Origin of the sequence: Blastococcus deserti (assembly GCF_042682525.1) — a bacterium.
GTDB classification, from domain to species: Bacteria; Actinomycetota; Actinomycetes; order Mycobacteriales; family Geodermatophilaceae; genus Blastococcus_B; species Blastococcus_B deserti.
In genome coordinates, this window is the sequence record NZ_JBHUHP010000019.1 from 125,901 (window position 1) to 152,328 (window position 26,428).

Here is a 26,428-nt window from a genome sequence, read left to right on the forward strand (position 1 = left end):
ACCGCCTCCCGCCCCGGCGCCGCGTGTGGATGTCGTTCGACCGACCCGACGGCTGACGTCCCGGCGAGGGAAGACGCCGGCGATCCCCCGCCTCGCGGGCGCGGAAGTAGCCTCACGGGGCCATGACCGCTCCCGTCCCGACCCGCGTGCGCGCCGACGCCTGCCCCGGCGCCCTGCAGACCCATGCGGCCGCCGACGGCGCCCTGGCGCGGGTCCGGGTTCCCGGTGGTGCCCTCACCCTTCCCCAGCTGCAGGTGCTGGCCGGCGCCGCGCGTGATCTCGGCGACGGTGCCCTGGAGCTGACCAGCCGGGGCAACGTGCAGCTGCGCGGCCTGCGGCCGGGCGCGGCGGCCGAGCTCGGCGAGCGGCTGGCCGCGGCCGGGCTGCTGCCGAGCGCCACCCACGAGAGGGCCCGCAACGTGGTGGCCAGTGTGCTCAGCGGGCGGGCGGGCGGGCTGGTCGACGTCCGCCCGTGGGTCGCGGCCTTCGACACCGGCCTCTGCGCCGAGCCTGCGCTCGCCGCGCTCCCCGGCCGGTTCCTGGCCGCCTTCGACGACGGCCGGGGTGACGTGGCGGGGCTCGGAGCGGACGTCGGGCTGCTGGCCCTGGACACCGGGCCGGTCGCGCTGCTGCTCGCCGGCACCGACACGGGGCTCCGCACGACTCCTGAGGGCGCCGTCGGCCTGGCGCTGGCGGCGATTCGGGCGTTCCTCGACGTGCGCGCCGAGGACGGGAGGACGGCCTGGCGGCTGGCCGAGATCCCCGACGGACCCGCCCGCGTCGCCTCCGCCCTCCCCGGTGCCCTCGTCGAGCCGGTCGACGTGCCGCCGGCGCCTGTCGCCGGGCCCGCCGGAGCAGTTGTGCAGGACGACGGACGGACGGCGCTGGTCGCCGTCGTCCCCCTCGGCCGGCTGTCGGCGGACCAGGCGGAGCTGCTGGCCGGCACGGCGGTCACCGACCTCCAGCTGACGCCGTGGCGCAGTGTCGTGGTCCCGGACCTGGCCGACGCCGGGGCGGTGGACGTGCTGTCGGCTGCCGGGCTCGAGCTCGATCCCGGCAGCCCGTGGCTGCGGGTGACCGCCTGCGCGGGGCGCCCCGGCTGCGTGAAGTCGCTGGCCGACGTCCGCGCCGACGCGTCCGCCGCGGTGGTCTCGGGCACCCTGCCCGCCGGTGGCGCGCGGCAGCACTGGGCCGGGTGCGAGCGCCGGTGCGGCCGCCCCCGGGGAGACGTCGTGGACGTCGTCGCGACGGCCACCGGCTACCGCGTCGACCCGACGCGCTGAGCGCCCCGATCCCTGCGCCGCAAGTCGACGGCGGGAGCCGTGGACAAGTTTGCGACCTGCGGATTCGGGTCGCCCGGGCGCACTCACGACGGTATGATCCGAACATACGTTCGCATCGTGGGGAGGTGTCGTGGGAGAGCTGCGGTCGGCCTCGATGCCCTCGCGGCCGAGGATCTGCACGCCCTGGTCGGGCCGCAGTTGCTGGACCGGACCGCGGAGCTGGTGGCCGCCCGCAACCGGATCGACGCCGAGCTGACCCGCACCGTCCGGGCCGCGGACCTGGCCCGGGCCGCCGAGCACGACGGGCTGGAGTCGATGAAGCCGTGGCTGCGCAGCCACGTGCGGCTCTCGGCCGGTGAGATCGCCCGGCTGGTCCGCCACGGCCGGGCCTTGGAGCAGCTGCCGGCGCTGGCCGCGGCGTTCTCGGCCGGGGCGGTGAGCGCCGAGCAGGTCGCCGTGACCACCCCGGTGGTCAGCGCCGAGCGGGTGGCCGCGGCCGCCGGGCAGGGCGTGGACCTCGCCGCGGTCGACGACGCCCTGGCCACCGTGGCGGCCGGCGCACCGTTCGACCGGCTGCGCCGCCTGGTGCAGCACTACCTGGCCTGCCTGGACCTCGACGGCACCGAACCCGACCCGACCGAGCACCGGTCCCTCACGCTGGCCAAGCACGCCGACGGCACGGTCAGCGGCCGGTTCGAGCTGGATGCGGTGGGCGGGGAGAAGCCGGCCGCGGCGCTGGAGTCCTTCGTGCAGGCCGACCGGCCCTCCGGGGATCTGCGCACCCGCGCCCAGCAGCTGGGCGACGCGCTGGTGCAGGCCGCCGACAACGCCCTGGCCGCCGGTGGGCTGCCGACGCTGCGGACGGTGAAGCCGCACGTGATCGTGCGCATCGACCTGCCCGACCTGGTCGACCCCGCGCTCGGCCCGGGCGCGGGGACCACCGGCTTCGGGGCCACCGGCTTCGGGGCCACCGTCTCCGCGGCCCGGGCCCGCTGGCTGGCCTGCGACGGCAACATCAGCCGGGTGGTGTTCGGCCCCGAGGGCACCCCGCTCGACCTCGGCCGCACCCACCGCGTCGTGCCGCCCCACCTGCGGCGGGCCGTGGAGCTGCGCGACCGAGGCTGCGTGTTCGCCGGCTGCGCCGCCCCGACCCACTGGTGCGACGTCCACCATCTGCTGCACTGGATCGACGGCGGGGAGACCTCGCTGGCGAACGCGGCGCTGCTGTGCGAGCGCCACCACACCAAGGTCCGCCACGGCTTCCGCGTCCAGCGAGATCCCGGCGGACGATGGCGAACCTTCCGCCCCGACGACACCGAGATCCTCATCGCCGAACCAGTGCTCGCCGTGCGCTGACGCATGTCGGCGTGCTCCCGGGGGCGACCGCAGCACGGCCCGGACGTAGCCTCGCCGGGGCAGCGCGCCCTCAACGCGCCGCACCCCGAGTCGACGGAGACCCGCGCACCGCATGTACGAGTACGAGAAGGACGGCGCCGAGATCTACCGGCAGTCGTTCGCCACCATCCGCGCCGAGGCCGACCTGGCTCGGCTGCCCGAGGACGTCGCGCGGGTCGCCGTCCGGATGATCCACGCCTGCGGTCAGGTGGACCTGGTCGACGACCTGGCCTTCTCCCCCGCCGTCGTGGAGCGGGCCCGCGAGGCCCTGGACGGCGGCGCACCGGTGCTCTGCGACGCGCAGATGGTGGCGTCCGGCATCACCCGGCACCGGCTGCCCAAGGACAACGACGTCGTCTGCACCCTGGACGACCCCCGCACCCCCGGGCTGGCCGCCGAGCTCGGCACCACCCGCACCGCCGCGGCGCTGGAGCTCTGGCGCGACCGGCTCGACGGCGCCGTGGTCGCCATCGGCAACGCGCCCACCGCGCTGTTCCACCTGCTCGAGATGGTCGCCGCGGGCGGGCCCCGGCCGGCCGCCGTCCTGGGCATCCCGGTCGGCTTCATCGGGGCGGCCGAGTCGAAGGACGCGCTCGCCGCCTCGGACCTGGAGTTCCTGGTCGTCCGCGGCCGGCGCGGGGGCAGCGCCATCACCGCGGCCGCGGTGAACGCGATCGCGAGTGAGGCCGAGTGACCGGGCGGCTGTACGGCGTCGGGCTGGGGCCCGGCGATCCCGAGCTGATCACCGTCAAGGCCGCGCGGCTCATCGGCGCGGCCGACGTGGTCGCGTTCCACGCCGCCCGGCACGGTCGCTCGGTGGCCCGGTCCGTCGCAGCGCCCTACCTCCGCGAGGGGCAGGTCGAGGAGCTGCTCGTCTACCCGGTCACCACCGAGACCACCGACCACCCCGGCGGCTACCAGGGGGCGATCGACGAGTTCTACGAGTCCGCGGCCGCCCGGCTTGCCGCGCACCTCGACGCCGGGCGTGACGTGGTCGTCCTGGCCGAGGGCGACCCGTTCTTCTACGGCTCGTACATGCACATGCACAAACGCCTGGCCCACCGGTACCCGACCGAGGTCGTGCCCGGCGTCACCAGCGTTAGCGGCGCCGCCGCGGCGGTCGGCCGGCCGCTGGTCGAACGCGACGAGGTGCTCACCGTCCTGCCCGGGACGCTGGGCGCCGACGCGCTGGCCGAGCGGCTCGCCGGCACCGACTCCGCCGCCGTCATGAAGCTCGGCCGCACCTTCCCCGAGGTCCGGGAGGCCTTCGACCGCGCCGGCGTCCTCGACCGGGCCCTCTACGTCGAGCGGGCAACCACGAACCAGCAGCGCACGCTGCCGCTGGCCGACGTCGACCCCGCGAGCGTGCCGTACTTCTCCCTCGCCCTCCTGCCGAGCCCGCTGACCGGCGAGATGCCCGTCCCCTGCCGCCCCGCGCCCGGAGGCGGGCAGGTCGGCGAGGTCGTCATCGTCGGGCTCGGGCCCGGCGCCCGCCACTGGACGACGCCGGAGGCCGCCGACGCCCTCACGTGCGCGGACGTCCTCGTGGGCTACGGCCCGTACCTGGCCCGGGTGCCGGTCAACCCGCGCCAGGAGCGGTACCCCAGCGACAACCGGGTGGAGGCCGACCGCGCCGCCCACGCCCTGGAGCTCGCACGGTCCGGACGGCGGGTCGCGGTCGTCTCCAGCGGCGACCCGGGTGTCTTCGCCATGGCCGCGGCGGTGCTGGAGGTCGCCGGCCGGCCCGAGTTCGCCGGCGTCCCGGTGCGGGTCGTGCCCGGGCTGACCGCCGCCCAGGCCGTCGCCGCCAGGGTCGGCGCGCCGCTGGGCCACGACTTCTGCGTGCTGTCGCTCTCCGACGTCCTCAAGCCCTGGGACGTGGTCGTCGACCGGCTGCGGCACGCGGCAGCGGCCGACCTCGTGATCGCCCTCTACAACCCCCGGTCGAGGCACCGCCCGCACCAGCTGGGCGAGGCGCAGAAGGTGCTGCTGGAGAACCGGTCGCCGGACACCGTCGTGGTCGTCGGCCGCGACGTCGGCGGCCCGGAGGAGCGCCTGACCGTCACCACGCTCGGTGACCTCGACCCCACGACCGTCGACATGCGCTGCCTGGTGCTGATCGGCTCCTCGCAGACCCGCGTCGGATCCGCCGGTGCGGTCTGGACGCCGCGGACCTATCCCGCCTGAGCGCGCACCCAGGCGACCGCCTCCTCCACGGTGGCGACCACCTCGAGACCCGGCGGCAGCGGAGGGCGGCGGACCAGCACCACCGGCAGCCCGAGCTGCTGGGCGGCGAACAGCTTGGCCGCGGTCATGGAGCCGCCGCTGTCCTTGGTGACGACGACGTCGACCGCGTGCCGGCGCATCAGCGCCAGTTCCTCCTCGACGGTGAACGGCCCCCGCGCGAGGACCACCGTGGTCCGCTCGGGCAGGGGCGGCGCCGGCGGGTCGACCGACCGGACCACGCACCGGCCGGGCAGCCCGGCGAAGGCGGCCAGGCCCTGCCGTCCGGTGGTGAGCAGCACCGACCCGAAGCCCGAGACGGCGTCCGCGGCCTCGGCCACGGAGTCCACCCACCGCCAGTCGTCGCCCGGACCGGCCGTCCAGCCCGGCCGCTGGAGGCGCAGCAGCGGCGTGCCGGTGAGCCGCGCGGCTCCGGCGGCCGAGGCGGTCATGGCCGCCGCGAACGGATGGGTGGCATCGACGATGGCGGCGACCGGGGTGGCCGCCAGCCACGCCGCCAGGCCCTCGGCACCGCCGAAGCCGCCGATGCGCACCTCCCCCGCGGGCAGCACCGGGTCGGCGACCCGCCCGGCCAGCGAGCTGACGACGTCCACATCGGCCGCGACGAGGGCGGCCGCGAGCCGCCGCCCCTCCCCCGTGCCGCCGAGCACCAGCACCCGGCCGGTCACGCGCGCCGTCCAGGCATGCTGATCCGGTGACGACGGCGGGCAGGGAGCGCAGCACCGGGCTGCGGTACGGCTGGACGACGGGCGCCTGCGCCACCGCCGCCACCACGGCCGCCTACACCGCGCTGCTGACCGGCGAGTTCCCCGACCCGGTGCAGATCCATCTCCCGAACGACAAGCACCCGTCGTTCGCCCTGGCGACGGAGCTCCTCGAGGACGGCGCGGCCACCGCCGGCATCGTCAAGGACGCCGGCGACGACCCCGACGTCACCCACGGCGCCCTCGTCTCGGTGCGGGTGACCCACGGCGAGCCCGGCACCGGCGTCACCTTCCGGGCCGGCGCCGGGGTGGGCACGGTCACCAAGCCCGGGCTGCCCCTGGCGGTCGGTGAGCCGGCGATCAACCCCATGCCCCGCCAGTTCGTCCGCGAGCACGTCGCCGCCGTCGCGGCCCGGCACGGTGGCACCGGCGACGTCGTCGTCGAGGTCGCGGTCGAGAACGGCGAGGAGCTGGCCCGGCGGACGTGGAACCCCCGGCTCGGCATCCTCGGCGGGCTGTCGATCCTCGGGACGACGGGCGTCGTCGTCCCCTACTCGTGCTCGTCGTGGATCGACTCGATCCGCCGCGGCATCGACGTCGCCCGGGCGGCCGGGCACCGGCACGTCGCCGGGTGCACCGGGTCGACCAGCGAGCGGGTGGTGACGGAGCTGTACGGCCTGCCGGAGGACGCGCTGCTCGACATGGGGGACTTCGCCGGAGCCGTGCTCAAGTACCTGCGCCGCCACCCGGTGCCCCGGCTGACGATCGCCGGCGGCATCGGCAAGCTCGCGAAGCTGGCCGACGGCCACCTCGACCTGCACTCGGGCCGCTCCCAGGTCTCGCCCGACGCCCTCGCCGCGCTGGTGGCCGGCGCCGGCGGCTCCCCGGAGCTGGTCGCGCGCGTGCGGGCGGCGAACACCGCCCTCGACGCGCTCCAGCAGTGCCAGGCCGACGGCCTCCCGCTGGGTGACCTCGTCGCGGCCGGCGCCCGGGACACCGCCCTCGGCGTGCTCCGCGGCGCCCCGGTCGAGGTGGATGTCGTGGTGATCGACCGCGCCGGGAACGTGGTGGGCCGGGCCTAAGGGCGGCATCTGGTGGTCGAGTACAGGTGGCTGTCGGGGAACTCCTCCGCCGCCAGCACCGAGCCGACGATCACCACCGCCGTCCGCTTCACGTCGGCCTCCTGCACCCGGGCCGCGATGTCGGCGAGCGTGCCCCGGAGGATCAGCTCGTCGTCGCGGCTGGCGCGGGCGACCACGGCCACGGGGCAGTCGGGCCCGTAGCTGGGGACCAGCTCGGGCACGAGCTCGGCGATCCGCTGCACCGCCAGGTGCAGCACCAGGGTCGCGCGCGAGGCGCCGAGCGTGGCGAGGTCCTCCCCCGGAGGCATGGGGGTGGACCGGGCGGAGGTGCGGGTGAGGATCACCGTCTGCCCCACGCCCGGCACGGTCAGCTCCCGCTTGAGCGAGGCGGCCGCGGCGGCGAACGCCGGCACCCCGGGGACGACGTCGTAGGGCACGCCCGCCGCGTCCAGCCGGCGCATCTGCTCGGCCATCGCGCTGTAGACCGACGGATCGCCCGAGTGCAGCCGGGCCACGTCGAGGCCTGCCTGGTGGGCGGCGACCAGCTCGGCGGTGATCTGGTCGAGATCGAGCTGCGCGGTGTCGACCAGCCGGGCGCCGGCCGGCGCCGTGTCGAGCAGCTCCCGCGGCACGAGCGCCCCGGCGTAGAGGCAGACGGGCGCGCTCCCGACGATCCGCGCCGCCCGGACCGTGATGAGGTCCGCGGCGCCGGGTCCGGCACCGATGAAGTGGACGGTCACGGCTTGACCACCGTCCAGATCGTCACCGGCATGGCCGGCTTCCAGCCGGTGAAGCGCCCGACCGGCTCGGCGTGCTGGATCCCGAGCCGCAGCAGATCTCCGCCCGCGCGGGCGAACCACGCGGCCAGCACCGCCTCGCTCTCCACCGTGACCGCGTTGGCGACCAGCCGGCCCCCCGGCGGCAACGCCTCCCAGCATGCCTCCGGCAGACCCGGCGTGGTCAGCCCGCCACCGATGAACACGGCATCCGGCCGGGCCAGGCCCTGCAGCGCCTCGGGCGCCCGGCCGACCACCACCTGCAGGTACGGAACGCCGAGCCGCGCGGCGTTGCGGGTGATCCGCCCGGCCCGCTCGGCCGACGCCTCGACCGCCACCGCGCGGGACGAGGGGTGCGTCCGCATCCACTCGATCCCGATGGAGCCCGAGCCCGCGCCCACGTCCCACAGCAGTCCACCGGGCACCGGAGCGAGGCGGGCCAGCGTGACGGCCCGGACGTCGGACTTCGTCAGCTGCCCGTCGGACTCGTATGCCTCGTCGGGCAGCCCCGGCACCGTGGGCAGCGGCACGGTCCCCGGATCGGCCCGGCACTCGACAGCGGTGACCGCCAGGGCCGGGACGGCGGCCGACCAGCCAGCGGCGGTGCCGGCGTGCCGCGTCTCGTCCGGGGCACCCAGGTCGCCCAGCACGGTGACGACGCTGGCCCCGTACCCCCGCCGCGCGAGCAGCGCGGCGACCTGCGCCGGCGTACCCCCGTCGGAGCCGAGGACCAGCAGCCGGCGCCCGGGCTGGACGTGCGGGTGCAGCAGCTCGACCGGCCGCCCCACCAGCGTCACCACGGCCGTGTCCTCGACCGCCCAGCCCAGCCGCGCGCACGCCAGCGACACCGACGACGGGGCGGGCAGCACCCGCACCCGATCGGCCCCCAGCAGGCGGGTCAGCGTGGTGCCGATCCCCGACAGCATCGGGTCGCCGCTGGCGAGGACCACGACGGCGCGGCCGGCCTGCTCGACGAGGCCGGGCAGGGCCTCGCTGAGCGGGGACGGCCACGGCACCCGCTCCGCAGCGACCGAGACCGGGACGAGGTGCAGCTGACGGGCACTCCCGATCAGCACCTCGGCCGCCTCGATCTCCGCGCGGGACCGGGGTGCCAGGCCGTCCCAGCCGTCGGCGCCGAGGCCGACGACGACGACCGGGGGGCTGAGCGCGGCGGGGGCCCCTCCGAGGTCGGCGGCATGCATGACGGCCGATCCTAGGGAGGCCCGGAGCGGGCGGTTGGCACCATGTGCGCCGTGAGCACCAGGAGCGGGACCGGCGCGCTGCTCGTGGCGGGGACGACGTCGGACGCCGGCAAGTCCGTCGTCACGGCCGGGATCTGCCGCTGGCTGGTGCGCCAGGGCGTCTCGGTGGCGCCGTTCAAGGCGCAGAACATGAGCAACAACTCGATGGTCACCGCCGACGGGGCCGAGATCGGACGGGCCCAGGTCATGCAGGCCGCGGCCGCCCGCGTCGAGCCCGAGGCGGCGATGAACCCGGTGCTGCTCAAGCCGGGCGGGAACGACTCCAGCCAGGTCGTCGTCCTGGGCCGGCCGGTCGCCGACGTCACCGCGCTGTCCTACCGGCCGATGAAGGCGGCGCTGCTCGACCAGGTGCTGGCCTGCCTCGACGACCTGCGGTCCCGCTTCGACGTCGTCGTCTGCGAGGGCGCCGGGTCGCCCACCGAGATCAACCTGCGCGCCGACGACATCGCCAACATGGGCCTGGCCACGGCGGCGGACCTGCCCGTGCTGGTCGTCGGCGACATCGACCGCGGCGGCGTCTTCCCCGCCCTCTACGGCACCGTGGCGCTGATGCCGCCGGCCGACCAGCGGCTGGTCGCCGGCTTCCTGGTGAACAAGTTCCGCGGCGACGTCCGGCTGCTCGAGCCGGGCCTGGCGGAGCTCGCTCGGCTGACCGGCCGGCCGACGCTCGGCGTCCTGCCGTGGCTGGGCGGGCTGGAACTGGACGTCGAGGACTCGCTGGACGTTCCCGGCGCGTCCTCGGGAGGACCGCCCCTCGGTGCGGAGGTGCTGCGCGTGGCGGTGGCGCGGCTGCCGCGGCTGTCGAACTTCACCGACCTCGACGCACTCGCTGCCGAGCCTGGGGTCCTCGTCCGCTACGTCACCCGGCCCGAGGAGCTGGCCGACGCCGACCTCGTCGTGCTGCCCGGCACCCGATCGACCGTCGCCGACCTGGACTGGCTGCGCCGGTCGGGCCTGGCCGACGCCGTCGCCCGGCACGCGGCGACGGGCGCGCCCGTGCTCGGCATCTGCGGCGGCCACCAGATGCTGGCCCGCACGATCACCGACGAGGTGGAGTCCCGGGCCGGCACGGTGACCGGGCTGGGGCTGCTGCCCACGGACGTGCGGTTCCACCGGGAGAAGACCCTGGGCCGGCCGGTCGGCGAGGCTCTCGGCCGGCCGGTGCGCGGGTACGAGATCCACCACGGCGTCGTCACCGTCGACCTCCACGGCGACCGGACCGCGCAGCCCTTCCTCGACGGCGCCCGCGCGGGCTCGGTCTTCGGGACGACGTGGCACGGCGCGCTGGAGAACGACGGCTTCCGGCGCGCCTTCCTCACCGAGGTCGCCGCGATCGCCGGCCGGCGCTTCACCGTCGCCCCGGGCACCGACTTCGCCGCCGTCCGGGAGACCCGGTTGGACCGGCTGGGCGACCTCGTCGCCGAACACGCCGACACCGACGCGCTGTGGCGGCTGGTCGAGACCGGGCCACCGCCCGGGCTGCCCCTGCTCCCCCCGGGCGCCGGAACCCGCTGAGGCGAGGACGGGCTGTCCGCGCCCGGGCGGGCTGTGGTCGAATGACGGCGCCACGCGACGGCAGTGGAGGAAGCCCGGTGAGATCCCGGCGCGGTCCCGCCACTGTGACCGGGGAGCCCGTCCCCACGCACGGCCACTGCGCCCGAGCTCGCTCGGGGGTGGGAAGGCCGGGGACGGACGTCGATCCGGAAGCCAGGAGACTCCCGCCGTCGTCCCTGCCACTCCGGGCCACCGCGGATGAACGGACACCCGGGGAGAGGAACGCACCGTGCGCCGGACCCCGGTCAGCGACTCGTGAACTTCCCCTTCGGCGCCGTCGTCGGCATGGACGACATGCGGCTGGCGCTCGTGCTCAACGCCGTCTCCCCCGCCGTCGGCGGGGTGCTCGTCCGCGGCGAGAAGGGCACGGCCAAGTCGACGGCGGTGCGCGCGCTCGCCGCCGTCCTGCCCGCCGTCGACGTCGTCCCCGGCTGCCGCTTCGCCTGCGATCCGGCCGCTCCCGACCCGGGCTGCCCCGACGGCCCCCACGACGCCGGGGCTGCCGGGCACACCCGGCCGGCGCGGCTGGTCGAGCTGCCGGTCGGCGCGTCCGAGGACCGCGTCGTCGGCGCCCTCGACCTCGAGCGGGCGCTCACCGAGGGGGTCAAGGCCTTCGAGCCCGGGCTGCTCGCCGCCGCCCACCGCGGGGTCCTCTACGTCGACGAGGTCAACCTGCTGCACGACCACCTGGTCGACCTGCTGCTGGACGCCGCCGCCCTGGGCACCGCCTACGTGGAGCGCGAGGGCGTGTCCGTGCGGCACGCGGCCCGCTTCCTGCTCGTGGGCACGATGAACCCCGAGGAGGGCGAGCTCCGCCCCCAGCTGCTCGACCGCTTCGGCCTCACGGTCGAGGTGGCCGCCCCCCGCGACCCCGACGTCCGCGCCGAGGTGGTGCGGCGGCGCTTCGCCTTCGACGCCGAGCCCGCGGCGTTCACCGAGCAATGGGCCGGCGAGGAGGCGGCGCTGTCGGCCCGCATCGCCGGGGCCCGCGCCCAGCTCCCACACGTCGTGCTCTCGGACGCCGCGCTGCGCCAGGTCACCGCCGTGTGCGCGGCCTTCGACGTCGACGGCCTGCGCGCCGACCTGGTCACCGCCCGGGCGGCCGTCGCGCACGCCGCGTGGTCCGGTCGCGACGCCGTCACCGAGGACGACGTCCGGGTCGCCGCCCGGCTGGCGCTGCCCCACCGCCGGCGCCGCAACCCGTTCGACGCCCCCGGCCTGGACGACGAGACGCTCGAGCAGGCCCTCTCCGACGCCCGCCCCGACGACGACAGCCCGGACGACGAGGGCCCCGACGGCGGCGGCCCCCACGGCGGCCCCGACGGCGGCGGTGGTGGCGGTGGCGGCACCCCGCCGCCGGGGGGTCCCGGCGCCGACGCATCGGCCGGCGAGCCCGACGGCCAGGGTCCGGTGCAGAAAGCTCCGGGGACCGCGCCGCGCGGGGACGGTGCGCACCAGGCGGACCCCGGACCCGCACCCGCACCCGAGCGGGCCGCGGCCGCCCCGACCGACCCGTTCCGCACCCGGCGCCTGGAGGTGCCCGGCGTGGGAGCGGGCGCGGCCGGCCGGCGGTCACGGGCACGCGCCGTGCGCGGGCGCGTGGTGGGCTCCCGTCGTCCGGCCGGCGCCGTGACGAGGCTGCACCTTCCCGACACCGTCCTCGCCGCCGCCCCGCACCAGGTCGCCCGCGGCCGCACCGGCCCCGCGCTGCGCATCGCGCGGGACGACCTGCGCCAGGCCACGGTGGAGGGCCGCGAGGGCAACCTGGTCCTGTTCGTCGTCGACGCCAGCGGCTCGATGGGGTCGCGGGCGCGCATGGGCGCGGTCAAGGGCGCCGTCCTGTCGCTGCTCCTGGACGCCTACCAGCGCCGCGACAAGGTCGGGCTGGTGACGTTCCGCGGGGCGGCCGCCGAGCTGGCGCTGCCGCCCACCTGGTCGGTGGAGGCGGCCGCCGCGCGGCTGACCGACCTGCCCACCGGCGGGCGGACGCCGCTGGCCGCCGGCCTGCTGCGGGCGCAGGAGGTGCTGCGGGTCGAGGGGGTCCGCGATCCGCAGCGACGCCCGCTGCTGGTCGTCGTCACCGACGGCCGGGCCACGGGCGCCCGGGGCGGCAACCACCTCGGCGACGCCCATGCGGCCGCGGCGCTCCTGGCGTCGGCGGGCACGGCGAGCGTCGTCGTCGACTGCGAGTCCGGCCCGGTGCGGCTGGGGCTGGCCGCCACCCTCGGCGCCCACCTCGGCGCGCGGACGCTGCGGCTGGAGGAGCTGGCGGCCGACGCGCTCGCGGCCACGGTGCGCGGCGCGAAGAGGGCGGCCTGACGCATGCCGAAGGGACAGGTCGCCGTCACCCCGGACGACGGGCTGAGCACGCGTCAGCGCCGCAACCGGCCGATCCTCGCCGTGCACACCGGCGAGATGAAGGGCAAGTCCACCGCCGCGTTCGGCATGGCCATGCGCGCCTGGAACCAGGGCTGGTCGATCGCGGTCTACCAGTTCGTCAAGAGCGCCAAGTGGAAGGTCGGCGAGGAGATCGCGCTGACCGCCCTCGGCCGCCTGCACGAGCAGACCGGTGAGGGTGGGCCGGTCGTCTGGCACAAGATGGGCAGCGGCTGGAGCTGGTCACGCCGGCAGGGCACCGAGGTGGACCACGCCGCCGACGCCGCCGAGGGCTGGGCGCAGATCACCCGCGACCTCGCCGCCGAGGCGCACCGGTTCTACGTGCTCGACGAGTTCACCTACCCCATCACGTGGGGCTGGGTGGACGTCGACGAGGTGGTCGAGACGCTCGCCGGGCGGCCGGGCAACCAGCACGTCGTCGTCACCGGGCGCGACGCCCACCCGAAGCTGGTCGAGGCCGCCGACCTCGTCGTCGAGATGACCAAGGTCAAGCACCCGATGGACGCCGGTCAGAAGGGCCAGCGGGGGATCGAGTGGTGACGAGCTCGGTGGCGTCCCGTGGCGTCGATCATCGGCGGGTGGCTGTCGACACGCCCGACGGCGGCAGCCATCCGCCGATGATCGACCGCACGGGGGGACGGCGGTGAGCGTCGCCGTCCCGCGGCTCGTGGTCGCGGCCCCGAGCAGCAACGCGGGGAAGACGTCGGTGAGCACGGGGCTCATCGCCGCCCTCACCGCCCGGGGGCTGGCCGTCTCGCCGCACAAGGTGGGGCCCGACTACATCGACCCGGGCTACCACGGGCTCGCGGCCGGCCGGGCCGGCCGCAACCTGGACCCCTGGCTGGTCGGCGAGGAGCGCATCGCCCCGCTCTTCCTGCGCGGTGCCCTGCACCCCGCCCCGGCCGACGTCGCGGTCGTCGAGGGCGTCATGGGCCTGTTCGACGGCGCGACGCATCCCTCGGTGGAGCCCGGCTTCGCCTCCACCGCGCACGTCGCCGGGCTGCTGCGGGCACCGGTCGTCCTCGTGGTCGACGCCTCCTCGCAGGCCCGGTCGGTCGCCGCGCTGGTGCACGGCTTCGCCACCTTCGACCCGGGCGTGCGGCTCGGGGGCGTGATCCTCAACCGGGTCGGCACCGACCGGCACGAGGCGATCCTGCGGGAGGCGCTGGGCGCCGCCGGTGTGCCGGTCCTCGGCGCGCTCCGGCGGCTGGACCAGCTGCACACCCCCTCCCGTCACCTGGGCCTGGTGCCCGCGGCCGAGCGCTCCGCCGACGCGCTGGCCACGGTGACCCGGCTGGGGGAAGTGGTCGCCGACGGCGTGGACCTCGACGCCGTGCTGGCCCTGGCCCGCACCGCTCCCCCGCTCGACGCCGCGCCCTGGGACCCCGCGGCCGAGGTGCCCGCCGTTCCCGGCCGGCCGCGGATCGCCGTGGCCGGTGGACCGGCGTTCACCTTCGGCTACGCCGAGGACGCCGAGCTGCTGGCCGCCGCCGGCGCCGAGGTGGTGACCGTCGATCCGCTGCGCGACGAGGCGCTGCCCGACGGCACGGCCGGGCTGGTGATCGGCGGCGGGTTCCCGGAGATCTACGCCGCGGAGCTCTCGGCCAACGCGCCGCTGCGCGCCGACGTGGCCGCCCTCGCCGCACGCGGCGCGCCGATCGCCGCCGAGTGCGCCGGGCTCCTGTACCTCGCCCGGGAGCTCGACGGCGTCCCGATGTGCGGGGTGCTCGACGTCGCGACGGCGATGGCCCCGCGGCTGACCCTCGGCTACCGCGCGGCGGTGGCGCCCGCGGACTCGGTGCTCGCGCCGGCGGGCACCCGCGTGCGCGGCCACGAGTTCCACCGCACCGCCGCCGACCCGACCTCGGGACCCGTGCCCGCGTGGCAGTGGTCGAGCGAGGGGCCGGAGGGGTTCGTGCACGGCGGCGTGCACGCCTCCTACCTGCACCTGAACTGGGCGGGCGCCCCGGCGATCGCCGGACGGTTCGCCTCCGCGTGCGCGGTCGGCGCCGGACGATCGGAGCAGCTGCATGCACATCGCTGAGGGGTTCCTGCCGCCGGCGCACGCCATCGGCTGGACCGTCGCCGCCGCTCCGTTCGTGGTGCACGGCGCGCGGGCCGTCGTCCGCGAGGTTCGTGAGAACCCGGAATCGACCCTGCTGCTGGGCGCGGCGGGGGCGTTCACCTTCGTGCTCAGCGCGATCAAGCTGCCGTCGGTGACCGGCAGCTCCAGCCATCCCACGGGGACCGGCGCCGGCGCGATCCTGTTCCGCCCGCCGGTGATGGCCCTGCTCGGCACCGTCGTGCTGCTGTTCCAGGCGCTGCTGCTCGCCCACGGGGGGCTCACGACGCTGGGCGCCAACGCGGTCGCCTTCGCGGTCGTCGGCCCGTGGACCGGCTACGGCGCCTACCGCCTCACCCGCGCCCTCGGTGCCGGCCTCCTGCCCGGCGTCTTCGTCGGCACGGTCGTGGCCGACCTCGCCACCTACGTCACGACGTCGCTGCAGCTGGCGCTCGCCTTCCCGGACGCCTCCGGGGGGATCCCCGCGGCGGTGGCGAAGTTCCTCGGCGTCTTCGCGCTCACCCAGATCCCGCTGGCGATCGGTGAGGGGCTGCTGGGCGTGCTGCTGTTCCGGGCACTGACCGCGAACGCCCGGCCGGAGCTGGAGCGCCTCGGCCTCCTGCGGCCCGCCCCGGAGGCCGCCCCGTGAACCGCCGCCGCCTGGTCACCGCGCTGCTCGTGCTGGGCGTCGTCGCCCTGTTCGCCCTTCCCCTGCTGCTCGACCGGGGGACGGCGGAGTTCGCGGGCACCGACGGCCTGGCGACGACGGCGATCGAGGAGGACCACCCCGGCTACGAGCCCTGGTTCGAGTCGGTCCTCCGCCCGTCGTCGGCCGAGGTCGAGTCGGGCCTGTTCGCCCTCCAGGCCGCCCTGGGCGGCGGCGTGCTCGGCTACGCGCTCGGCCGGCTGCGCGGACGGCGGGCCCCCGGGACGTCCACGACGGAACCCGGGGCCGGCGAGCCGTGAGCGGGCTGGCGATCGACGACGCCGCCTGGAGCAGCGCCTGGCGGCGGCGCTCACCCGCCGACAAGCTGGTGCTCTGCCTGGGCCTCGTGGTGTGTGCGCTCGCCCTGCCGGCGTGGCCGGGGAGCGGGCTGGTGGCGCTGACCGCCACCGTCCTGGCCCTGGGCCCCGCCCGCGTGCCGCCGCGGACCTTCGGCCGGGCGGTGCGCTGGCCGCTGGCGTTCATCGGCGTCGGCGCGCTCACCGCGGTGGTGCAGGTGGGCGGTGGCGGCCTCGGCTGGGCACCGGACGCCGCTGCCCGGGCCGGGTCACTGACCGCGCACGCGGTCGCCGGCAGCACCGCCGTCCTCCTGCTCGCCACGACCACCCCCGTGTCCGACCTGTTGCCCGCCCTGCGTCGGCTCGGCGTCCCCGCGGCCGTGGTCGAGGTCGCCTCGGTCGTCTACCGGCTGCTGTTCGTCCTGCTCGACAGCCTGCGCACCATCCGCGAGGCCCAGACGGCGCGGATGGGCCACTCCTCGGTGCGCCGCTCGTACCGGTCCTCCGGCGCGCTGGCCGCCGCCGTGCTCGTCCGGTCCTGGGACCGCGCGCGCCGGCTGCAGGAGGGCCTGGCCGGACGCGGCATGGACACCGGCCTGCGGGTGCTCCCCGAGGTCCTGCCCAGCTCCCGGGCGTTCCTCGCCGCGACCCTGGTGGGGCTGGGCGCGATCGTCACCGCCGGCACGGTGCTGGCATGAGCCACCGGACGCTGGCGGGGACCGGGCTGGTGGTCGGCTACGACCGGGCACGGCCGGTCCTGGACGGCGCCGCGCTGACCGTGCCGGCGGGACGACGGCTGGCCGTGCTCGGCGCGAACGGCTCGGGGAAGACCACGCTGCTGCGCTGCCTGTCCGGCGCGCTGCGCCCGCTCGCCGGCACCGTCACCGTCGACGGCGTGCCGCTGCGGCACTCCAGAGCCGGACTGCGGGCCCACCGGCAGGAGGTCCAGCTGGTCCTCCAGGACCCCGACGACCAGCTGTTCAGCGCCTCCGTGGCGCAGGACGTGTCGTTCGGGCCGCTCAACCTCGGGCTGCCGGAGGAGACCGTGCGCGCGCGGGTCGCCGAGGCCCTCGCCCTGCTCGCCGTCGACCACCTGGCGGCCCGCCCCACCCACCAGCTGTCCTACGGCGAGCGCAAGCGCGTGGCGATCGCCGGCGCCGTTGCCATGCGACCGTGCGTGCTGCTGCTCGACGAGCCCACGGCCGGGCTCGACCCCTCCGCCGTGGCCGAGACGCTGGCGGCGCTCGCCCGCCTGGAGGAGCACGACTCGACGGTGGTCATGAGCACGCACGACGTCGACCTGGCGCTGCGCTGGGCCGACGAGGTCGCCGTCGTCGTCGACCGGGCGGTCGTGCAGGGCGCGCCCCTCGACGTGCTCGGCGACGACGTCCTGCTCGCGCGGGCCCGGCTCGAGCGACCCTGGGCCCTGGCGGTCGGCGCCCGGCTCCGGGAGCTCGGGCTCCTTCCCGGCGGCACGCTGCCCCGGGACGCCGCGAGCCTGCTCGCGGCGCTCCCCGACCGGCCCGGGGTGCCGACCTGATCACGGTCGGGTTCGGCGCGGTCCGCGGGGTCACCGCTGACGAGCTGCTGGCCGCCGTCGACGCCGTCCTCCCCGTCGGGGCCGGGGACGTCCGGCTGGCGGGCCTGGCCGCACGGGTGGCGGAGGCCGGTCCGGTGGCGGCGGCCGCGCGTCGCGGATGGCCGCTGACGGGGTACTCCCCCGCCGAGCTGGCCGCCGTCGCCGTGCCGTCGCCGTCGGCCCGCGTGGCTGCGCTGGCCGGGACGCCGTCGGTGGCTGAAGCGGCCGCCCTGCTCGGGGGCGGGGAGCTCGTCGTCGGCAAGACCGTGCGCGGCCGGGTGACGGTCGCCGTGGCCGCGCCGCCGCCGGAGCGGCGGGAAGGGTCGCCTAACCTGCTGGGGTGACGACGACGGCGCTCCGCACCGGCGCCCCGGCCGCGCCGCCCTCGGCCGGGCCGCCCCGGTGGACGCCGGCCGAGCTCCTCGCGCCGCTGCTCGTGCTCGTCCTCGGGGCCGTGCTCCTCGTCCCCGGCCACGGCCTCTGGTACGACGAGCTCTTCACCGCCGAGGTGGCCCGGCTGCCGCTGCCCGACATCCTCACCGCGATCGCCGAGGGCACCGGGACGACGAGCTACCTCGCCGGCGTGCCGCCGTCCTACAACGGCCCCTACTACGTCGTCGTCCACGCGTGGATGGCGCTGCCCGGGCTGGGCGGGGACACCTCGCTGCGGGTCCTGTCCCTCGTCGCCACGGCCGGTGGGCTGGCCCTCGTCACCCGGGCGGTCGCGCGGCTCGCCGGACGGGCCACCGGGGTGCTGGCCGGGTGCGTCCTCGCCTGCAGTCCCCTGCTGCTCGAGCAGGCCGTGGAGGCGCGCAGCTACGGGCTCGCGGTGCTGGCCACCGGCGGTGCCGCGCTCGCCCTGGCCCGGTGGCTGCAGGAGGGCAGGGGCCTGGTGCTCCTCGGCCTCGCGGGCGCCGCGATGGGCCTGGCGCACTGGTACGCCGTCACCGCCCTGGCCGCGTTCGTCGTCGCCGCGGTCGTGCTGCGCGGACGGAAAGCCGTGCCCGTGGTCCTGACCGGGGCCGTGGCCGCGCTGCCGACCGTCGCGCTGGTGGCGCTGAACCTGCTCAACGGCACCGGCGACCGCAACGCCCAGCACGTGCGCGACACCGGCGGCACCCTGGCCGACCTCGCGGCGCGCGCCTGGACGGCCGGTGAGAACCCGCTCCTGTACCTGACGACGGGCCTCGCCGTGCTCGGGGCGGTGCGCGCCGCCGGGGTGCGGGTGGTGGCCGCCTCGTGGGTGCTGGTGCCGCTGCTCCTGCTCCTGGCCGCGGAGCTGGTGCGCCCGGTCTACTTCCCGCGCTACCTGCTCACCGGCCTGCTGGGGCTCGGCGTCCTCGCCGCGGCAGGCGCGCTCACCGTGCCCCGCGCCGCTCGCGCCCCGGTCGCGGGGCTGCTCCTCGCCTGCTCGCTCGTGGCCTCGCAGCCGCTGTTCGACCGGCCGCCCCGGGAACGGTCCGACGACCTGGTGCGGCTGCTGGCGCACGTGCACCGCCCCGGTGAGCCGATCGTCGCCGCCGACCTGCGCTCGGCCACCGGGCTCGACCACTACGTCCGCACCCTGGCGCCCGGGCTCCGACCGGATGTCGTGCTGCCACCCGACGACGCGCCGGTCGAGGAGGACCGGGTGTGGCTGGTCCGCCGGCTGGTGAAGGGGCTGCCCGTGCGCACCGACGACGACCGGATCCTGGCGGCCGAGGGGTTCCGGCGGGTCCAGCAGCGCGAGTTCCCGGGGAGCAAGACCGACCTCGTGCTGCAGCGCTGGGAGCGCTGAGCGCTCAGCGGCGGCGGCGCAGGGCCCAGGCCAGCGAGCGGGCCGACTGCCGCAGCCGGGCCCGGCCGGTCCATGCCGACCGGCCGACGGGACGCCGGTCCCGCGCCACCGGCACGCTGGTCACCGGTACCCTCGCACGGGCCACGCCCAGGACGACGCTGGGCGCGCCCTCGTCGGCCACCGCGGTGAGGACGGCGGCGCGGACGGCGGCGTCCATCGCGACGAACGCGCCCGCGTCGGGGGGCAGACCGGTCAGCCGGGCCGCGATCCACCGGTGCACTGTTCCGGTGAGCCGCCGCACCGGGGACTCGTAGCGTCCCCGGCGGCCGGCGAACACGGCGCCGACGTCGCCCCCGGCCAGCCGGTCGAGCAGCACCGGCACCGCTTCCGGCGGATCCTGCAGATCCGCGTCCAGGCACACCCAGGCCTCGGCGTCGGGTTCGGCGGCCAGCCCCTCGGCGAGCGCGGCGTGCTGACCGACGTTGACCGTCAGTCCGGTGACGGCGATGCGGGGATCGCCCGCGGCGAGCGCACCCGCGACGGCCACGCTGTCGTCGGGCGAGGCGTCGATGACCAGCCGCAGCCGCCAGTCCCGGCCGGCCAGGGCGGTCGCCAGGCGCTCGGCGAGGGTCCCCAGCGTGTCCGCGTTCCCGTACACGGGCACGACGACCGACACCCGGGGCGTGGTCATGCCGCCGACCAGGTCCGAGCCAGCCCCTCCGCCAGGTCGACGGTCGGTTCCCACCCGAGCAGCCGCCGGGCGGCGGAGGGGTCGGCCACCCAGTCGGCGGTGTCCCACTCGCGGCCGGGGTGGCCGCCCGGCGCGGTGGCGATCGGCCGGCCCGTCACGCGCTCGGCGACGGCGACGAGCTCCTCGGTGCTGGTCTGGACGCCCGTGCCGATGTTGAGGACGGTGCCGCCGGGCAGGGCGTCGTCCAGTGCGGCGCGGATGCACGCGTCCACCACGTCCCCGACCCAGACCCAGTCCCGCCGGCTCACGGCCGCGGGCAGGGGCACGGTGGCGCCGGTGCGGGCAGCGGACAGGACGACGGGGACCAGCCGGGTCGGGTGGTCCCCGGGCCCGTACACCTGGAAGGCGCGCAGCACCGCGGCGCGCACGCCCCGCTCGGCGGCCGCCGCCTGGAGGAGCAGCGAACCGGCGGCCTTGGTGGCGCCGAAGAACCCACGCGGCTGCAGGGCGGCGTCCTCGGCCAGCGGACGCGGGGACGCGCCGTACTCGGTGGAGGACCCGAGGCGGACGACCGCCCGGCACCGCTCCGGCAGGGCGTCGACCAGCCACGGGCTGGTGTTGACCAGCACGGTGGCCGCCCGCTCCTCCGGCGTGGCCTTGGCCCGCCCGGCCGCCAGCGCGAAGACGACGTCCGGATCGGCGGTCCGCACCGCCGTGGCGGCCGCGACCGGATCGGTGAGGTCGACCTCGGTTCGGGTGAGGGCGGTGACGACCCAGCCGTCGGCCCGCAGCCGGTCGACCAGGTGCCGGCCGACGAAACCGCCGGCGCCGGTCACGAGCGCCTTCACGCCGGCCGGGCCGCGACCGCCGGTTCCCGGACGGGGCCCGCGTCGACCGGGGCGCCGGTCACCGCGGCGACGAACCGCGCCCGGCGCTCGGCGGCCTCCGCCGGACGGGCACACCGCAGCCCGGCGAGCGCCTCGAGCATCCGGGGCACCTCGGTGAACGGGTCGCGGCCGGCCATGTCGGCGGTGAACGACCGGCGCAGGAAGGTGAAGTCGGTCCCCAGCCGGACCAGCTCGGCGGCGAGCAGGGCGCTCGGCACCGGGAACCCGCTCTCCGGCAGCGTGAGACCGCCGACGCCGAAAGGCTGCCCCACCTCGGCGCGGACGTCGTCGACGGTGCCGTCGACCAGGGGGCGGAACAGCTCGGTGGACCGGCGGTCGATGCGCAGGTCGTTGAGGCCCACGTAGATCCGCGACAACGGCCGGCGGGCGAGCTGGGCGGCCCGGTCGACGGCGTCCTGCGTCTCGATCAGGATGCCCAGGCCGCAGCGCCCCGCGACGAGGTCGAGCGTGCGGTCGACCTCCTCAGGGGTCCGCACCATCGGCAGCAGGATCTCGTCGGCGCCTCGGGCGATCGCCTCGTCCACCTCGGCCGCGGTCCAGGGCCCGGAGCTGTTGATGCGGCAGAGCAGCCGGCCGTCGGTCGCGGCGCGCATGCGCGCGAGGTCGTCGGGGGTGTCCGCGTTGATCTGGGTGCCCTCTCCCAGCTGCCGGCGGGCCTTGCCGCGGCGTTCCCAGTCGACGACGATCCCGGCCGCCCCGGCGGCCACGACGTCGGCGCCCCAGCGCGGCTCGACGGTGAAGAGGAAGAGGTCCACGAGGGCAGCTTAGGCTTTCCTAACCGCATCGCCCGCGGGGCCCCGCACGGCGGTCGCCGCCGGCGTCAGCTGAGCGGCGCCGGGGCTCGGAGCGCCCCCTTCGCGGCCACCGCCGGCCCGGCGCCGCCGTCCCCGGCCGGGAAGGCGAGAGCGGTGCCGCGCACGGAGATGGTGACGTCGTCGCCGACGGCGGGCAGGTCCGCTCCGTCCAGGCGGCCGGTGACCTGGCCGCCGTCGGGCAGCCGCAGCCACACGCGCGAGTCGTGGCCGTAGAAGTCGACGCCCTGCACCCGTGCGACCGACCCCGCTCCCGCGGGGGTCGACAGCCGGAGCTGCTCGGGACGCAGGAGGACCCGCGCGCGGCCGTCGGGCACCGCGCCGGCCGACGCCTGCTCGTAGGGCAGCGCGCCCAGCACGCAGTGCGCCCGGCCGCCCCGGAGCTCGGCGTCCAGGACGACGGCCTCGCCGACGAAGGTGGCGACGTCGAGGTCACCAGGCCGGCGGTAGAGGGTCCGGGGGTCGGTCAGCTGCACGAGCCGGCCGCCGCGGAGCACCGCGACCTGGTCGGCCATCGACAGCGCCTCCGCCTGGTCGTGGGTCACCAGCACGGCGGTGGCGCCGGAGGCGGTGAGGGCCCGGGAGACGGCGGCGCGCGTCTCCTCGCGCAGCGCGGCGTCCAGGGAGGAGAACGGCTCGTCCAGCAGGACCAGCGAGGGCTCCGGAGCCAGCGCGCGGGCCAGCGCCACCCGCTGCTGCTGCCCGCCGGAGAGCTCGTGCGGGGCCCGGTCGGCGAGGTGCGCGTCGAGGCCGACGAGAGCGAGGAGTTCGCGGACCCGCCCCCCGTCGCGGCGCTGCCGACGGGGCAGCCCGAAGCTGATGTTGCCGGCCACGGTCAGGTGCGGGAACAGCCCGCCCTCCTGGGGCACGAAGCCGATCCCCCGCCGGCGCGCGGGGACGCTGCGCCCGGCCCCGGCCACCACCCGGTCGCCCACGGCGACGGTGCCCGAGTCGGGGTCGTCGAAGCCGGCGATCAGCCGGAGGAGGGTCGTCTTCCCGCAGCCGGAGGGCCCGAGCAGCGCGGTGAAGCTCCCGCCGGGGACGTGCAGGTCCACCCCGGTCAGCACCGGGGTGGCGCCGAAGGACTTCGTCAGGTCCTTCACGGTCAGGGAGCTCATGTGGTCAGACCTCGTCGGGCGTCGTGGGACAGCAGCACGGTAGCCGGGGCGGAGAGCAGCACCATGATCACCGCGTACGGCGCCGCCGCTCCGTACTCCAGGGCGCTGCTCGCCGACCAGAACGCCGTGGCCAGCGTGGTCGTTCCGGTGGGCGCGAGCAGCAGGGTCGCCGTCAGCTCGGTGACGACGGCGAGGAACACCAGCGCGGCGCCGGCGCCGATGCCGGGAGCCAGCAGGGGCAGGGTCACCCGCCGCAGCCGGTCGGGCGCGGAGGAGCCCAGCGAGGCGGCGACGTCGTCGTAGAGCGGCGGCGCCTGGGCGACCGCCGAGCGGACGGTGACGATGGCCCGCGGCAGGAACAGGATCGCGTAGGCCGCCAGGAGCACCGGCACCGTCTGGTAGAGCCACGGCGTGGCCCGGATGCTGATCGTCACCAGGGCCAGGGCGACGACGATGCCGGGGACGGCGCTGCCGAGGTAGGTGCTGCGCTCGAGCAGCGTGCTGATCCGGCCGCGCGCCCGCACCGCCAGCCATCCGGTGGGCACCGCCATCGCCGTCGTGAACGCCGCCGCGGCCGCGGCGAGGGCCAGGGTCGTGCCCGTGGTGGTCGCCAGGCGCGCCCAGTCGAGGGCGGAAGACGCGCCGGCGGCCATCCAGTAACCGAGGCTGCCGAGCGGCACGACAAGGGCCAGGCCCACGAGGGCCGCGAGCGCGAGCAGGGCCGGCCCGGTGAGGGGGCCCAGGCGGACCGGTCGCACGGGACGGGCGGCCCCCCGGCCGGTCCCGGCGTAGCCACGGCGGCCCCGCAGCCGCAGCTCGGCGAGCAGGAGCGCCAGGCAGAGCAGGACCAGGACGCCGGCGAGCATGGTCGCCCCGGGCCCGTTGAAGGTGGCGCGGTACTGGTCGTAGATGGCGGTGGTGAAGGTCGGGTAGCGCAGCATCTGCAGCGCCCCGAACTCGGCGAGCAGGTGCAGCGCCACGAGCAGGCTGCCGCCGAGCAGGGCCACGCGCAGCTGTGGGAGCTGCACCCGCAGGAAGACCGCCCAGCTGGAGAGTCCCAGGCCGCGGGCGGTCTCCTCCAGGGCCGGGTCGAGGCCGCGGAAGGCGGCGGCCAGCGGCAGGTACACGAACGGGAAGTAGGAGAGGGTCACGATCAGCAGCGCGCCGGCGTAGGTGTCCAGCCCGGGGAGCAGGGAGATCCAGGCGTAGCTGTTGACGAAGGCCGGCACGGCCAGCGGCGCCACCAGGAGCACGTGCCACACCCGGCGGGCCGGGACCGAGGAACGCTCGACGAGCCACGCGGCAGCGAGCCCGAGCACCGCGCAGCAGGCGACCGTCCCGAGCACCAGCCGGGCGGTGTTCCAGAGCAGCTCCGCCACGCGCGGTCGCAGGACCAGCTCGCGGATGCCCGACCAGCCCACGTCGACGGTGTAGGCGGCGATGTACCCCAGCGGCAGCAGGGCCAGCGCGGCGACGGCGACCGCCAGGGCGAGCGTGACCGGGGACCGGCGCAGCCGGCCGTGCCCGGATGCGCCACGACCCCGGTTCGCCGGCCGGGCCGGCGCTCCGGGGTCCGAGGTCTGCAGCGCGGGAGGAGTCAGAGCAGCCCCACGTCCTGCATGAGCTGGGTGACCAGCGGCGCGTCGAGGGAGCCGGGGTCGATGTCGGGTGCCTGGAGCTCCTCCAGCGGCGGCAGCACCCCGGCCGACGGGACCCCGACGCCGACGGCGTACTCGAGGGCATCGCTGTCGGCCAGCCGCTCCTGCGCGGCGGCACTGGTGAGGAACTCGACCAGCCGCTGCGCGTCCTCCTGCTGGTCGGACGAGGCGAGGACGCCGGCCCCGGAGACGCTGACGAAGGCGCCCGGGTCCTGGTTGCGGAAGTAGTGCAGCGCCGCGTCGTCGCCGACCAGCCCGCCCTCGGCCTGGTCCCGGTACCAGTAGTAGTGGTACATGATGCCGACGTCGACCTCGCTCTCGTCGACGGCCTTCATCACCGCGGTGTTGCTGGCGTAGATCTCCGCGTTGCGCTCGAGCCCGGTGAGCCACTGCCGGGTGGCGTCCTCGCCCTGGGTCGCGAGGACGGCGCTGACGATGGCCTGGAAGTCGGCGCCACCCGCGGCGATCCCGACCCGGCCCTGCCACTCGGGGGCGGCCAGGTCGAGGATCGAGGCGGGCAGCTCGGGCTCGGAGATGTCGGCCGGGTTGTAGGCGAGCACCGTCGACCGGGCGGCGAAGCCCACCCAGTTGCCCGACTCCGGCCGGTACTGCTCCCCCACCTGCGCCAGGGTCGACTCGTCGAGGGGCGCCAGCAGACCGGCCTTGTCGACCACGTCGATCGACGGGCTGTTCTCGGTGAGGAAGACATCGGCCGGCGACGCCTCGCCCTCCTGCACGATCTGGTTGGCCAGCTCGGAGTCGTTGGCGTCGCGGAACTCCAGCTCGATGCCGGTCTCCTCGGTGAAGTCCTCCAGCATCGCGCGGATCAGGCTCTCGTGCTGGGCGCTGTAGACGGTGAGGGGATCGCCGTCCGTGCCGCAGCCGGCCAGCGCCACGGCGGCGCCGAGGGACGAGACGAGCCCGGCGATCGCCCGGCGGGGCCAAGACACGTGCGGTCCTCCAGTGGGATGGGCCGAGAGATAGGCCAGGCACACCTAACCACGACATCATCCCCCCGGGAGGGGCGGGGCGGTCCCGGGCCCCACCCCGAGCAGTGGTGCGCGTACCCGGACCCCGCGCCGCGCGGTGGAGCAGTCAGCCCGGCAGCCGGCCGAGGATGGCGGGCAGGCCGCTCAGGTCGTCGATCTCCCACGAGGGCTGGGGCCCTGCCGGGTCGACGGAGTGGCCGGGTCGCCGGACGCGGACGACGGTCATCCCGGCCCCCAGCGCGCCGCGGGTGTCCCGTGCGGAGGCCGGGACATGGACGTCGACCCCGGCCGCCAGGGCACGGCGGTAGATCGCGGGGTGCGGCTTGTACGCGTGCAGGCGTTCGCTGGTGAGCACGTCCCCGGTCTTCACCAGGGGCGCCACCCGGGTCCGCGCGAACACCGCGTCGTCGACGTTCGACAGCACACCGACCCGATGGCCCGGCCGGAGCCGGGTCAGGGCCTGGGGCACGTCCGGCCACAGTGGCCACTCGGACATGCTGTCCAGGAGGCGACCCGCGTCGACGTCCGGATCGCCGCCCAGGCCGAGCACCCGGTAGGTGTCGGCCAGAGCACGGCGGGAGTGCTCGGCGAAGGGCCGCCATCCGGCAGTGTCCTTCTGCGACGACTTGTTGCGGCTGTCCCACTCGTCGTAGACCGGCTGCGCGCCGACCGGCCACCGCCGCTCCCCTGCGATCTGCGCGAAGGCCGCCGTCCCACCGGTCCGCGAGTCGATCAGCGTGCTGAAGAGGTCGAAGGTGACGAAGGCCATGACCACATCCTGGCCGGCCACCCCTTCCCCCTGCGGCCACCGAGGCGTCCCCAGGTTGCCAATACCCCCGGGGGTATCTACCGTGGGCGCCATGGACATCCCCCCGAACGAGCTCGCGGACGTCGTCAAGCGGCTCAAGCGGATCGAGGGCCAGATCGGCGGCATCGTCCGCATGATCGAGGACGGTCGGGACTGCTCGGCCGTCGTCACCCAGCTGGCCGCCGCCTCGAAGGCCCTGAGTCGAGCCGGCTTCGCGGTGATATCCACCGGGATGCGTCACTGCTCGACCACCCACGACGGCGACGCCCGCGAGGTGGATCTCCGCGAGCTCGAGCGCCTCTTCCTCTCCCTCGCCTGATCGCCGGC

The 26,428-nt window shown here is 76.5% G+C and carries 26 protein-coding genes and 1 riboswitch; of the genes, 16 read left to right on the top strand and 10 right to left on the bottom strand.

All coding sequences use genetic code 11. The features are described 5' to 3' along the window. Positions 1 to 122 precede the first annotated feature (122 nt). The 4 genes from cobG (at position 123) to ACFSHS_RS18155 (ending at position 4,865) form a co-directional block, all read left to right on the top strand. Positions 123 to 1,283, top strand: a complete 1,161-nt coding sequence (cobG, locus tag ACFSHS_RS18140; RefSeq protein ID WP_376879092.1) for a precorrin-3B synthase — start codon at positions 123 to 125, stop codon at positions 1,281 to 1,283. A 117-nt stretch (positions 1,284 to 1,400) separates the two neighbouring features. Then, positions 1,401 to 2,639: an HNH endonuclease gene (locus ACFSHS_RS18145; RefSeq protein WP_376879095.1), complete on the top strand. Its 1,239-nt coding sequence runs from the start codon at positions 1,401 to 1,403 to the stop codon at positions 2,637 to 2,639. Positions 2,640 to 2,751: 112 nt separating this feature from the next. After that, positions 2,752 to 3,372 (top strand): precorrin-8X methylmutase, encoded by a 621-nt coding sequence (locus tag ACFSHS_RS18150; protein WP_376879098.1) that lies wholly within the window; start codon positions 2,752 to 2,754, stop codon positions 3,370 to 3,372. After that, positions 3,369 to 4,865 carry a precorrin-2 C(20)-methyltransferase gene (locus ACFSHS_RS18155; RefSeq protein ID WP_376879100.1) on the top strand — a complete coding sequence of 499 codons (1,497 nt, stop codon included), beginning with the start codon at positions 3,369 to 3,371 and terminating at the stop codon, positions 4,863 to 4,865. The genes ACFSHS_RS18150 and ACFSHS_RS18155 overlap by 4 nt, the downstream gene beginning before the upstream one ends. On the opposite strand, the gene ACFSHS_RS18160 is transcribed toward ACFSHS_RS18155, so the two are convergent. Beyond that, a complete protein-coding gene (locus ACFSHS_RS18160; RefSeq protein ID WP_376879102.1) occupies positions 4,853 to 5,590 on the bottom strand; it encodes a cobalt-precorrin-6A reductase in 738 nt (245 codons plus the stop codon). The two genes, ACFSHS_RS18155 and ACFSHS_RS18160, sit on opposite strands and share 13 nt — an antisense overlap. 26 nt (positions 5,591 to 5,616) lie before the next feature. On the opposite strand from ACFSHS_RS18160, the gene ACFSHS_RS18165 reads away from it, so the two are divergent. Beyond that, the gene (locus ACFSHS_RS18165; protein WP_376879104.1) at positions 5,617 to 6,708 is read left to right on the top strand and encodes a cobalt-precorrin-5B (C(1))-methyltransferase; all 1,092 of its coding nucleotides are present in this window, start codon (positions 5,617 to 5,619) and stop codon (positions 6,706 to 6,708) included. Here ACFSHS_RS18165 and cobM read toward each other — a convergent pair. Together cobM and cbiE are read right to left on the bottom strand one after the other, a co-directional pair. Next, the gene (cobM, locus tag ACFSHS_RS18170; RefSeq protein WP_376879106.1) at positions 6,705 to 7,448 is read right to left on the bottom strand and encodes a precorrin-4 C(11)-methyltransferase; all 744 of its coding nucleotides are present in this window, start codon (positions 7,446 to 7,448) and stop codon (positions 6,705 to 6,707) included. The two genes, ACFSHS_RS18165 and cobM, sit on opposite strands and share 4 nt — an antisense overlap. Further along, the gene (gene cbiE / locus ACFSHS_RS18175; protein WP_376879109.1) at positions 7,445 to 8,686 is read right to left on the bottom strand and encodes a precorrin-6y C5,15-methyltransferase (decarboxylating) subunit CbiE; all 1,242 of its coding nucleotides are present in this window, start codon (positions 8,684 to 8,686) and stop codon (positions 7,445 to 7,447) included. The genes cobM and cbiE overlap by 4 nt, the downstream gene beginning before the upstream one ends. Before the next feature lie 51 nt (positions 8,687 to 8,737). On the opposite strand from cbiE, the gene ACFSHS_RS18180 reads away from it, so the two are divergent. The 10 genes from ACFSHS_RS18180 (at position 8,738) to ACFSHS_RS18225 (ending at position 19,117) form a co-directional block, all read left to right on the top strand. Further along, entirely contained in the window at positions 8,738 to 10,261 is a 1,524-nt protein-coding gene (locus ACFSHS_RS18180) for a cobyric acid synthase (RefSeq protein WP_376879111.1), read from the top strand. A 67-nt stretch (positions 10,262 to 10,328) separates the two neighbouring features. After that, positions 10,329 to 10,463: riboswitch (cobalamin riboswitch) on the top strand. A 92-nt stretch (positions 10,464 to 10,555) separates the two neighbouring features. After that, a complete protein-coding gene (locus ACFSHS_RS18185; RefSeq protein ID WP_376879114.1) occupies positions 10,556 to 12,619 on the top strand; it encodes a putative cobaltochelatase in 2,064 nt (687 codons plus the stop codon). A gap of 3 nt (positions 12,620 to 12,622) precedes the next feature. Continuing rightward, positions 12,623 to 13,237: a cob(I)yrinic acid a,c-diamide adenosyltransferase gene (cobO, locus tag ACFSHS_RS18190; protein ID WP_376879117.1), complete on the top strand. Its 615-nt coding sequence runs from the start codon at positions 12,623 to 12,625 to the stop codon at positions 13,235 to 13,237. A gap of 103 nt (positions 13,238 to 13,340) precedes the next feature. Next, positions 13,341 to 14,741 carry a cobyrinate a,c-diamide synthase gene (locus ACFSHS_RS18195; protein WP_376879120.1) on the top strand — a complete coding sequence of 467 codons (1,401 nt, stop codon included), beginning with the start codon at positions 13,341 to 13,343 and terminating at the stop codon, positions 14,739 to 14,741. After that, on the top strand, positions 14,728 to 15,408 hold the full coding sequence (locus tag ACFSHS_RS18200) for an energy-coupling factor ABC transporter permease (RefSeq protein ID WP_376879122.1): 681 nt from the start codon (positions 14,728 to 14,730) through the stop codon (positions 15,406 to 15,408). Before ACFSHS_RS18195 ends, ACFSHS_RS18200 begins: the two co-directional genes overlap by 14 nt. Further along, positions 15,405 to 15,725, top strand: a complete 321-nt coding sequence (locus ACFSHS_RS18205) for an energy-coupling factor ABC transporter substrate-binding protein (RefSeq protein ID WP_376879124.1) — start codon at positions 15,405 to 15,407, stop codon at positions 15,723 to 15,725. Before ACFSHS_RS18200 ends, ACFSHS_RS18205 begins: the two co-directional genes overlap by 4 nt. Then, the gene (cbiQ, locus tag ACFSHS_RS18210) at positions 15,722 to 16,459 is read left to right on the top strand and encodes a cobalt ECF transporter T component CbiQ (protein ID WP_376879126.1); all 738 of its coding nucleotides are present in this window, start codon (positions 15,722 to 15,724) and stop codon (positions 16,457 to 16,459) included. The genes ACFSHS_RS18205 and cbiQ overlap by 4 nt, the downstream gene beginning before the upstream one ends. Continuing rightward, positions 16,456 to 17,301, top strand: coding sequence for an energy-coupling factor ABC transporter ATP-binding protein (locus ACFSHS_RS18215; RefSeq protein WP_376879129.1), 846 nt, complete (start codon positions 16,456 to 16,458; stop codon positions 17,299 to 17,301). The genes cbiQ and ACFSHS_RS18215 overlap by 4 nt, the downstream gene beginning before the upstream one ends. Beyond that, positions 17,301 to 17,684, top strand: coding sequence for a cobalamin biosynthesis protein (locus ACFSHS_RS18220; protein WP_376879222.1), 384 nt, complete (start codon positions 17,301 to 17,303; stop codon positions 17,682 to 17,684). Before ACFSHS_RS18215 ends, ACFSHS_RS18220 begins: the two co-directional genes overlap by 1 nt. Next, positions 17,681 to 19,117 (top strand): hypothetical protein, encoded by a 1,437-nt coding sequence (locus ACFSHS_RS18225; protein WP_376879131.1) that lies wholly within the window; start codon positions 17,681 to 17,683, stop codon positions 19,115 to 19,117. The genes ACFSHS_RS18220 and ACFSHS_RS18225 overlap by 4 nt, the downstream gene beginning before the upstream one ends. Before the next feature lie 4 nt (positions 19,118 to 19,121). On the opposite strand, the gene ACFSHS_RS18230 is transcribed toward ACFSHS_RS18225, so the two are convergent. The 7 genes from ACFSHS_RS18230 to ACFSHS_RS18260 all read right to left on the bottom strand — a co-directional run bounded on the left by ACFSHS_RS18230 (position 19,122) and on the right by ACFSHS_RS18260 (position 26,062). After that, positions 19,122 to 19,808, bottom strand: a complete 687-nt coding sequence (locus ACFSHS_RS18230) for a glycosyltransferase (RefSeq protein WP_376879133.1) — start codon at positions 19,806 to 19,808, stop codon at positions 19,122 to 19,124. Next, complete coding sequence (locus ACFSHS_RS18235) at positions 19,805 to 20,644, bottom strand: NAD-dependent epimerase/dehydratase family protein (protein ID WP_376879135.1); 840 nt, start codon at positions 20,642 to 20,644, stop codon at positions 19,805 to 19,807. Before ACFSHS_RS18235 ends, ACFSHS_RS18230 begins: the two co-directional genes overlap by 4 nt. 8 nt (positions 20,645 to 20,652) lie before the next feature. After that, the gene (locus ACFSHS_RS18240) at positions 20,653 to 21,471 is read right to left on the bottom strand and encodes an aldolase (RefSeq protein ID WP_376879137.1); all 819 of its coding nucleotides are present in this window, start codon (positions 21,469 to 21,471) and stop codon (positions 20,653 to 20,655) included. 65 nt (positions 21,472 to 21,536) lie between these two features. Continuing rightward, a complete protein-coding gene (locus tag ACFSHS_RS18245; protein ID WP_376879139.1) occupies positions 21,537 to 22,646 on the bottom strand; it encodes an ABC transporter ATP-binding protein in 1,110 nt (369 codons plus the stop codon). Next, a complete protein-coding gene (locus ACFSHS_RS18250; RefSeq protein ID WP_376879141.1) occupies positions 22,643 to 24,067 on the bottom strand; it encodes an ABC transporter permease in 1,425 nt (474 codons plus the stop codon). Before ACFSHS_RS18250 ends, ACFSHS_RS18245 begins: the two co-directional genes overlap by 4 nt. Positions 24,068 to 24,243: 176 nt before the next feature. Next, a complete protein-coding gene (locus ACFSHS_RS18255; RefSeq protein ID WP_376879143.1) occupies positions 24,244 to 25,254 on the bottom strand; it encodes an iron ABC transporter substrate-binding protein in 1,011 nt (336 codons plus the stop codon). A gap of 145 nt (positions 25,255 to 25,399) precedes the next feature. Next, complete coding sequence (locus tag ACFSHS_RS18260) at positions 25,400 to 26,062, bottom strand: HAD family hydrolase (protein ID WP_376879146.1); 663 nt, start codon at positions 26,060 to 26,062, stop codon at positions 25,400 to 25,402. Between the two features lie 91 nt (positions 26,063 to 26,153). Here ACFSHS_RS18260 and ACFSHS_RS18265 point away from each other — a divergent pair, with 91 nt between their 5' ends. Continuing rightward, positions 26,154 to 26,420: a metal-sensitive transcriptional regulator gene (locus ACFSHS_RS18265; RefSeq protein ID WP_376879148.1), complete on the top strand. Its 267-nt coding sequence runs from the start codon at positions 26,154 to 26,156 to the stop codon at positions 26,418 to 26,420. Positions 26,421 to 26,428 lie beyond the last annotated feature (8 nt).

Coding starts and splice junctions, on each gene's coding strand:
- ACFSHS_RS18260 (WP_376879146.1), bottom strand. CDS start 26,062: ATGGCCTTCGTCACCTTCGACCTCTTCAGCACGCTGATCGACTCGCGG.
- cobG (WP_376879092.1), top strand. CDS start 123: ATGACCGCTCCCGTCCCGACCCGCGTGCGCGCCGACGCCTGCCCCGGC.
- ACFSHS_RS18265 (WP_376879148.1), top strand. CDS start 26,154: ATGGACATCCCCCCGAACGAGCTCGCGGACGTCGTCAAGCGGCTCAAG.
- ACFSHS_RS18200 (WP_376879122.1), top strand. CDS start 14,728: ATGCACATCGCTGAGGGGTTCCTGCCGCCGGCGCACGCCATCGGCTGG.
- ACFSHS_RS18245 (WP_376879139.1), bottom strand. CDS start 22,646: ATGAGCTCCCTGACCGTGAAGGACCTGACGAAGTCCTTCGGCGCCACC.
- ACFSHS_RS18150 (WP_376879098.1), top strand. CDS start 2,752: ATGTACGAGTACGAGAAGGACGGCGCCGAGATCTACCGGCAGTCGTTC.
- ACFSHS_RS18215 (WP_376879129.1), top strand. CDS start 16,456: ATGAGCCACCGGACGCTGGCGGGGACCGGGCTGGTGGTCGGCTACGAC.
- cbiE (WP_376879109.1), bottom strand. CDS start 8,686: ATGCATGCCGCCGACCTCGGAGGGGCCCCCGCCGCGCTCAGCCCCCCG.
- cobO (WP_376879117.1), top strand. CDS start 12,623: ATGCCGAAGGGACAGGTCGCCGTCACCCCGGACGACGGGCTGAGCACG.
- ACFSHS_RS18230 (WP_376879133.1), bottom strand. CDS start 19,808: ATGACCACGCCCCGGGTGTCGGTCGTCGTGCCCGTGTACGGGAACGCG.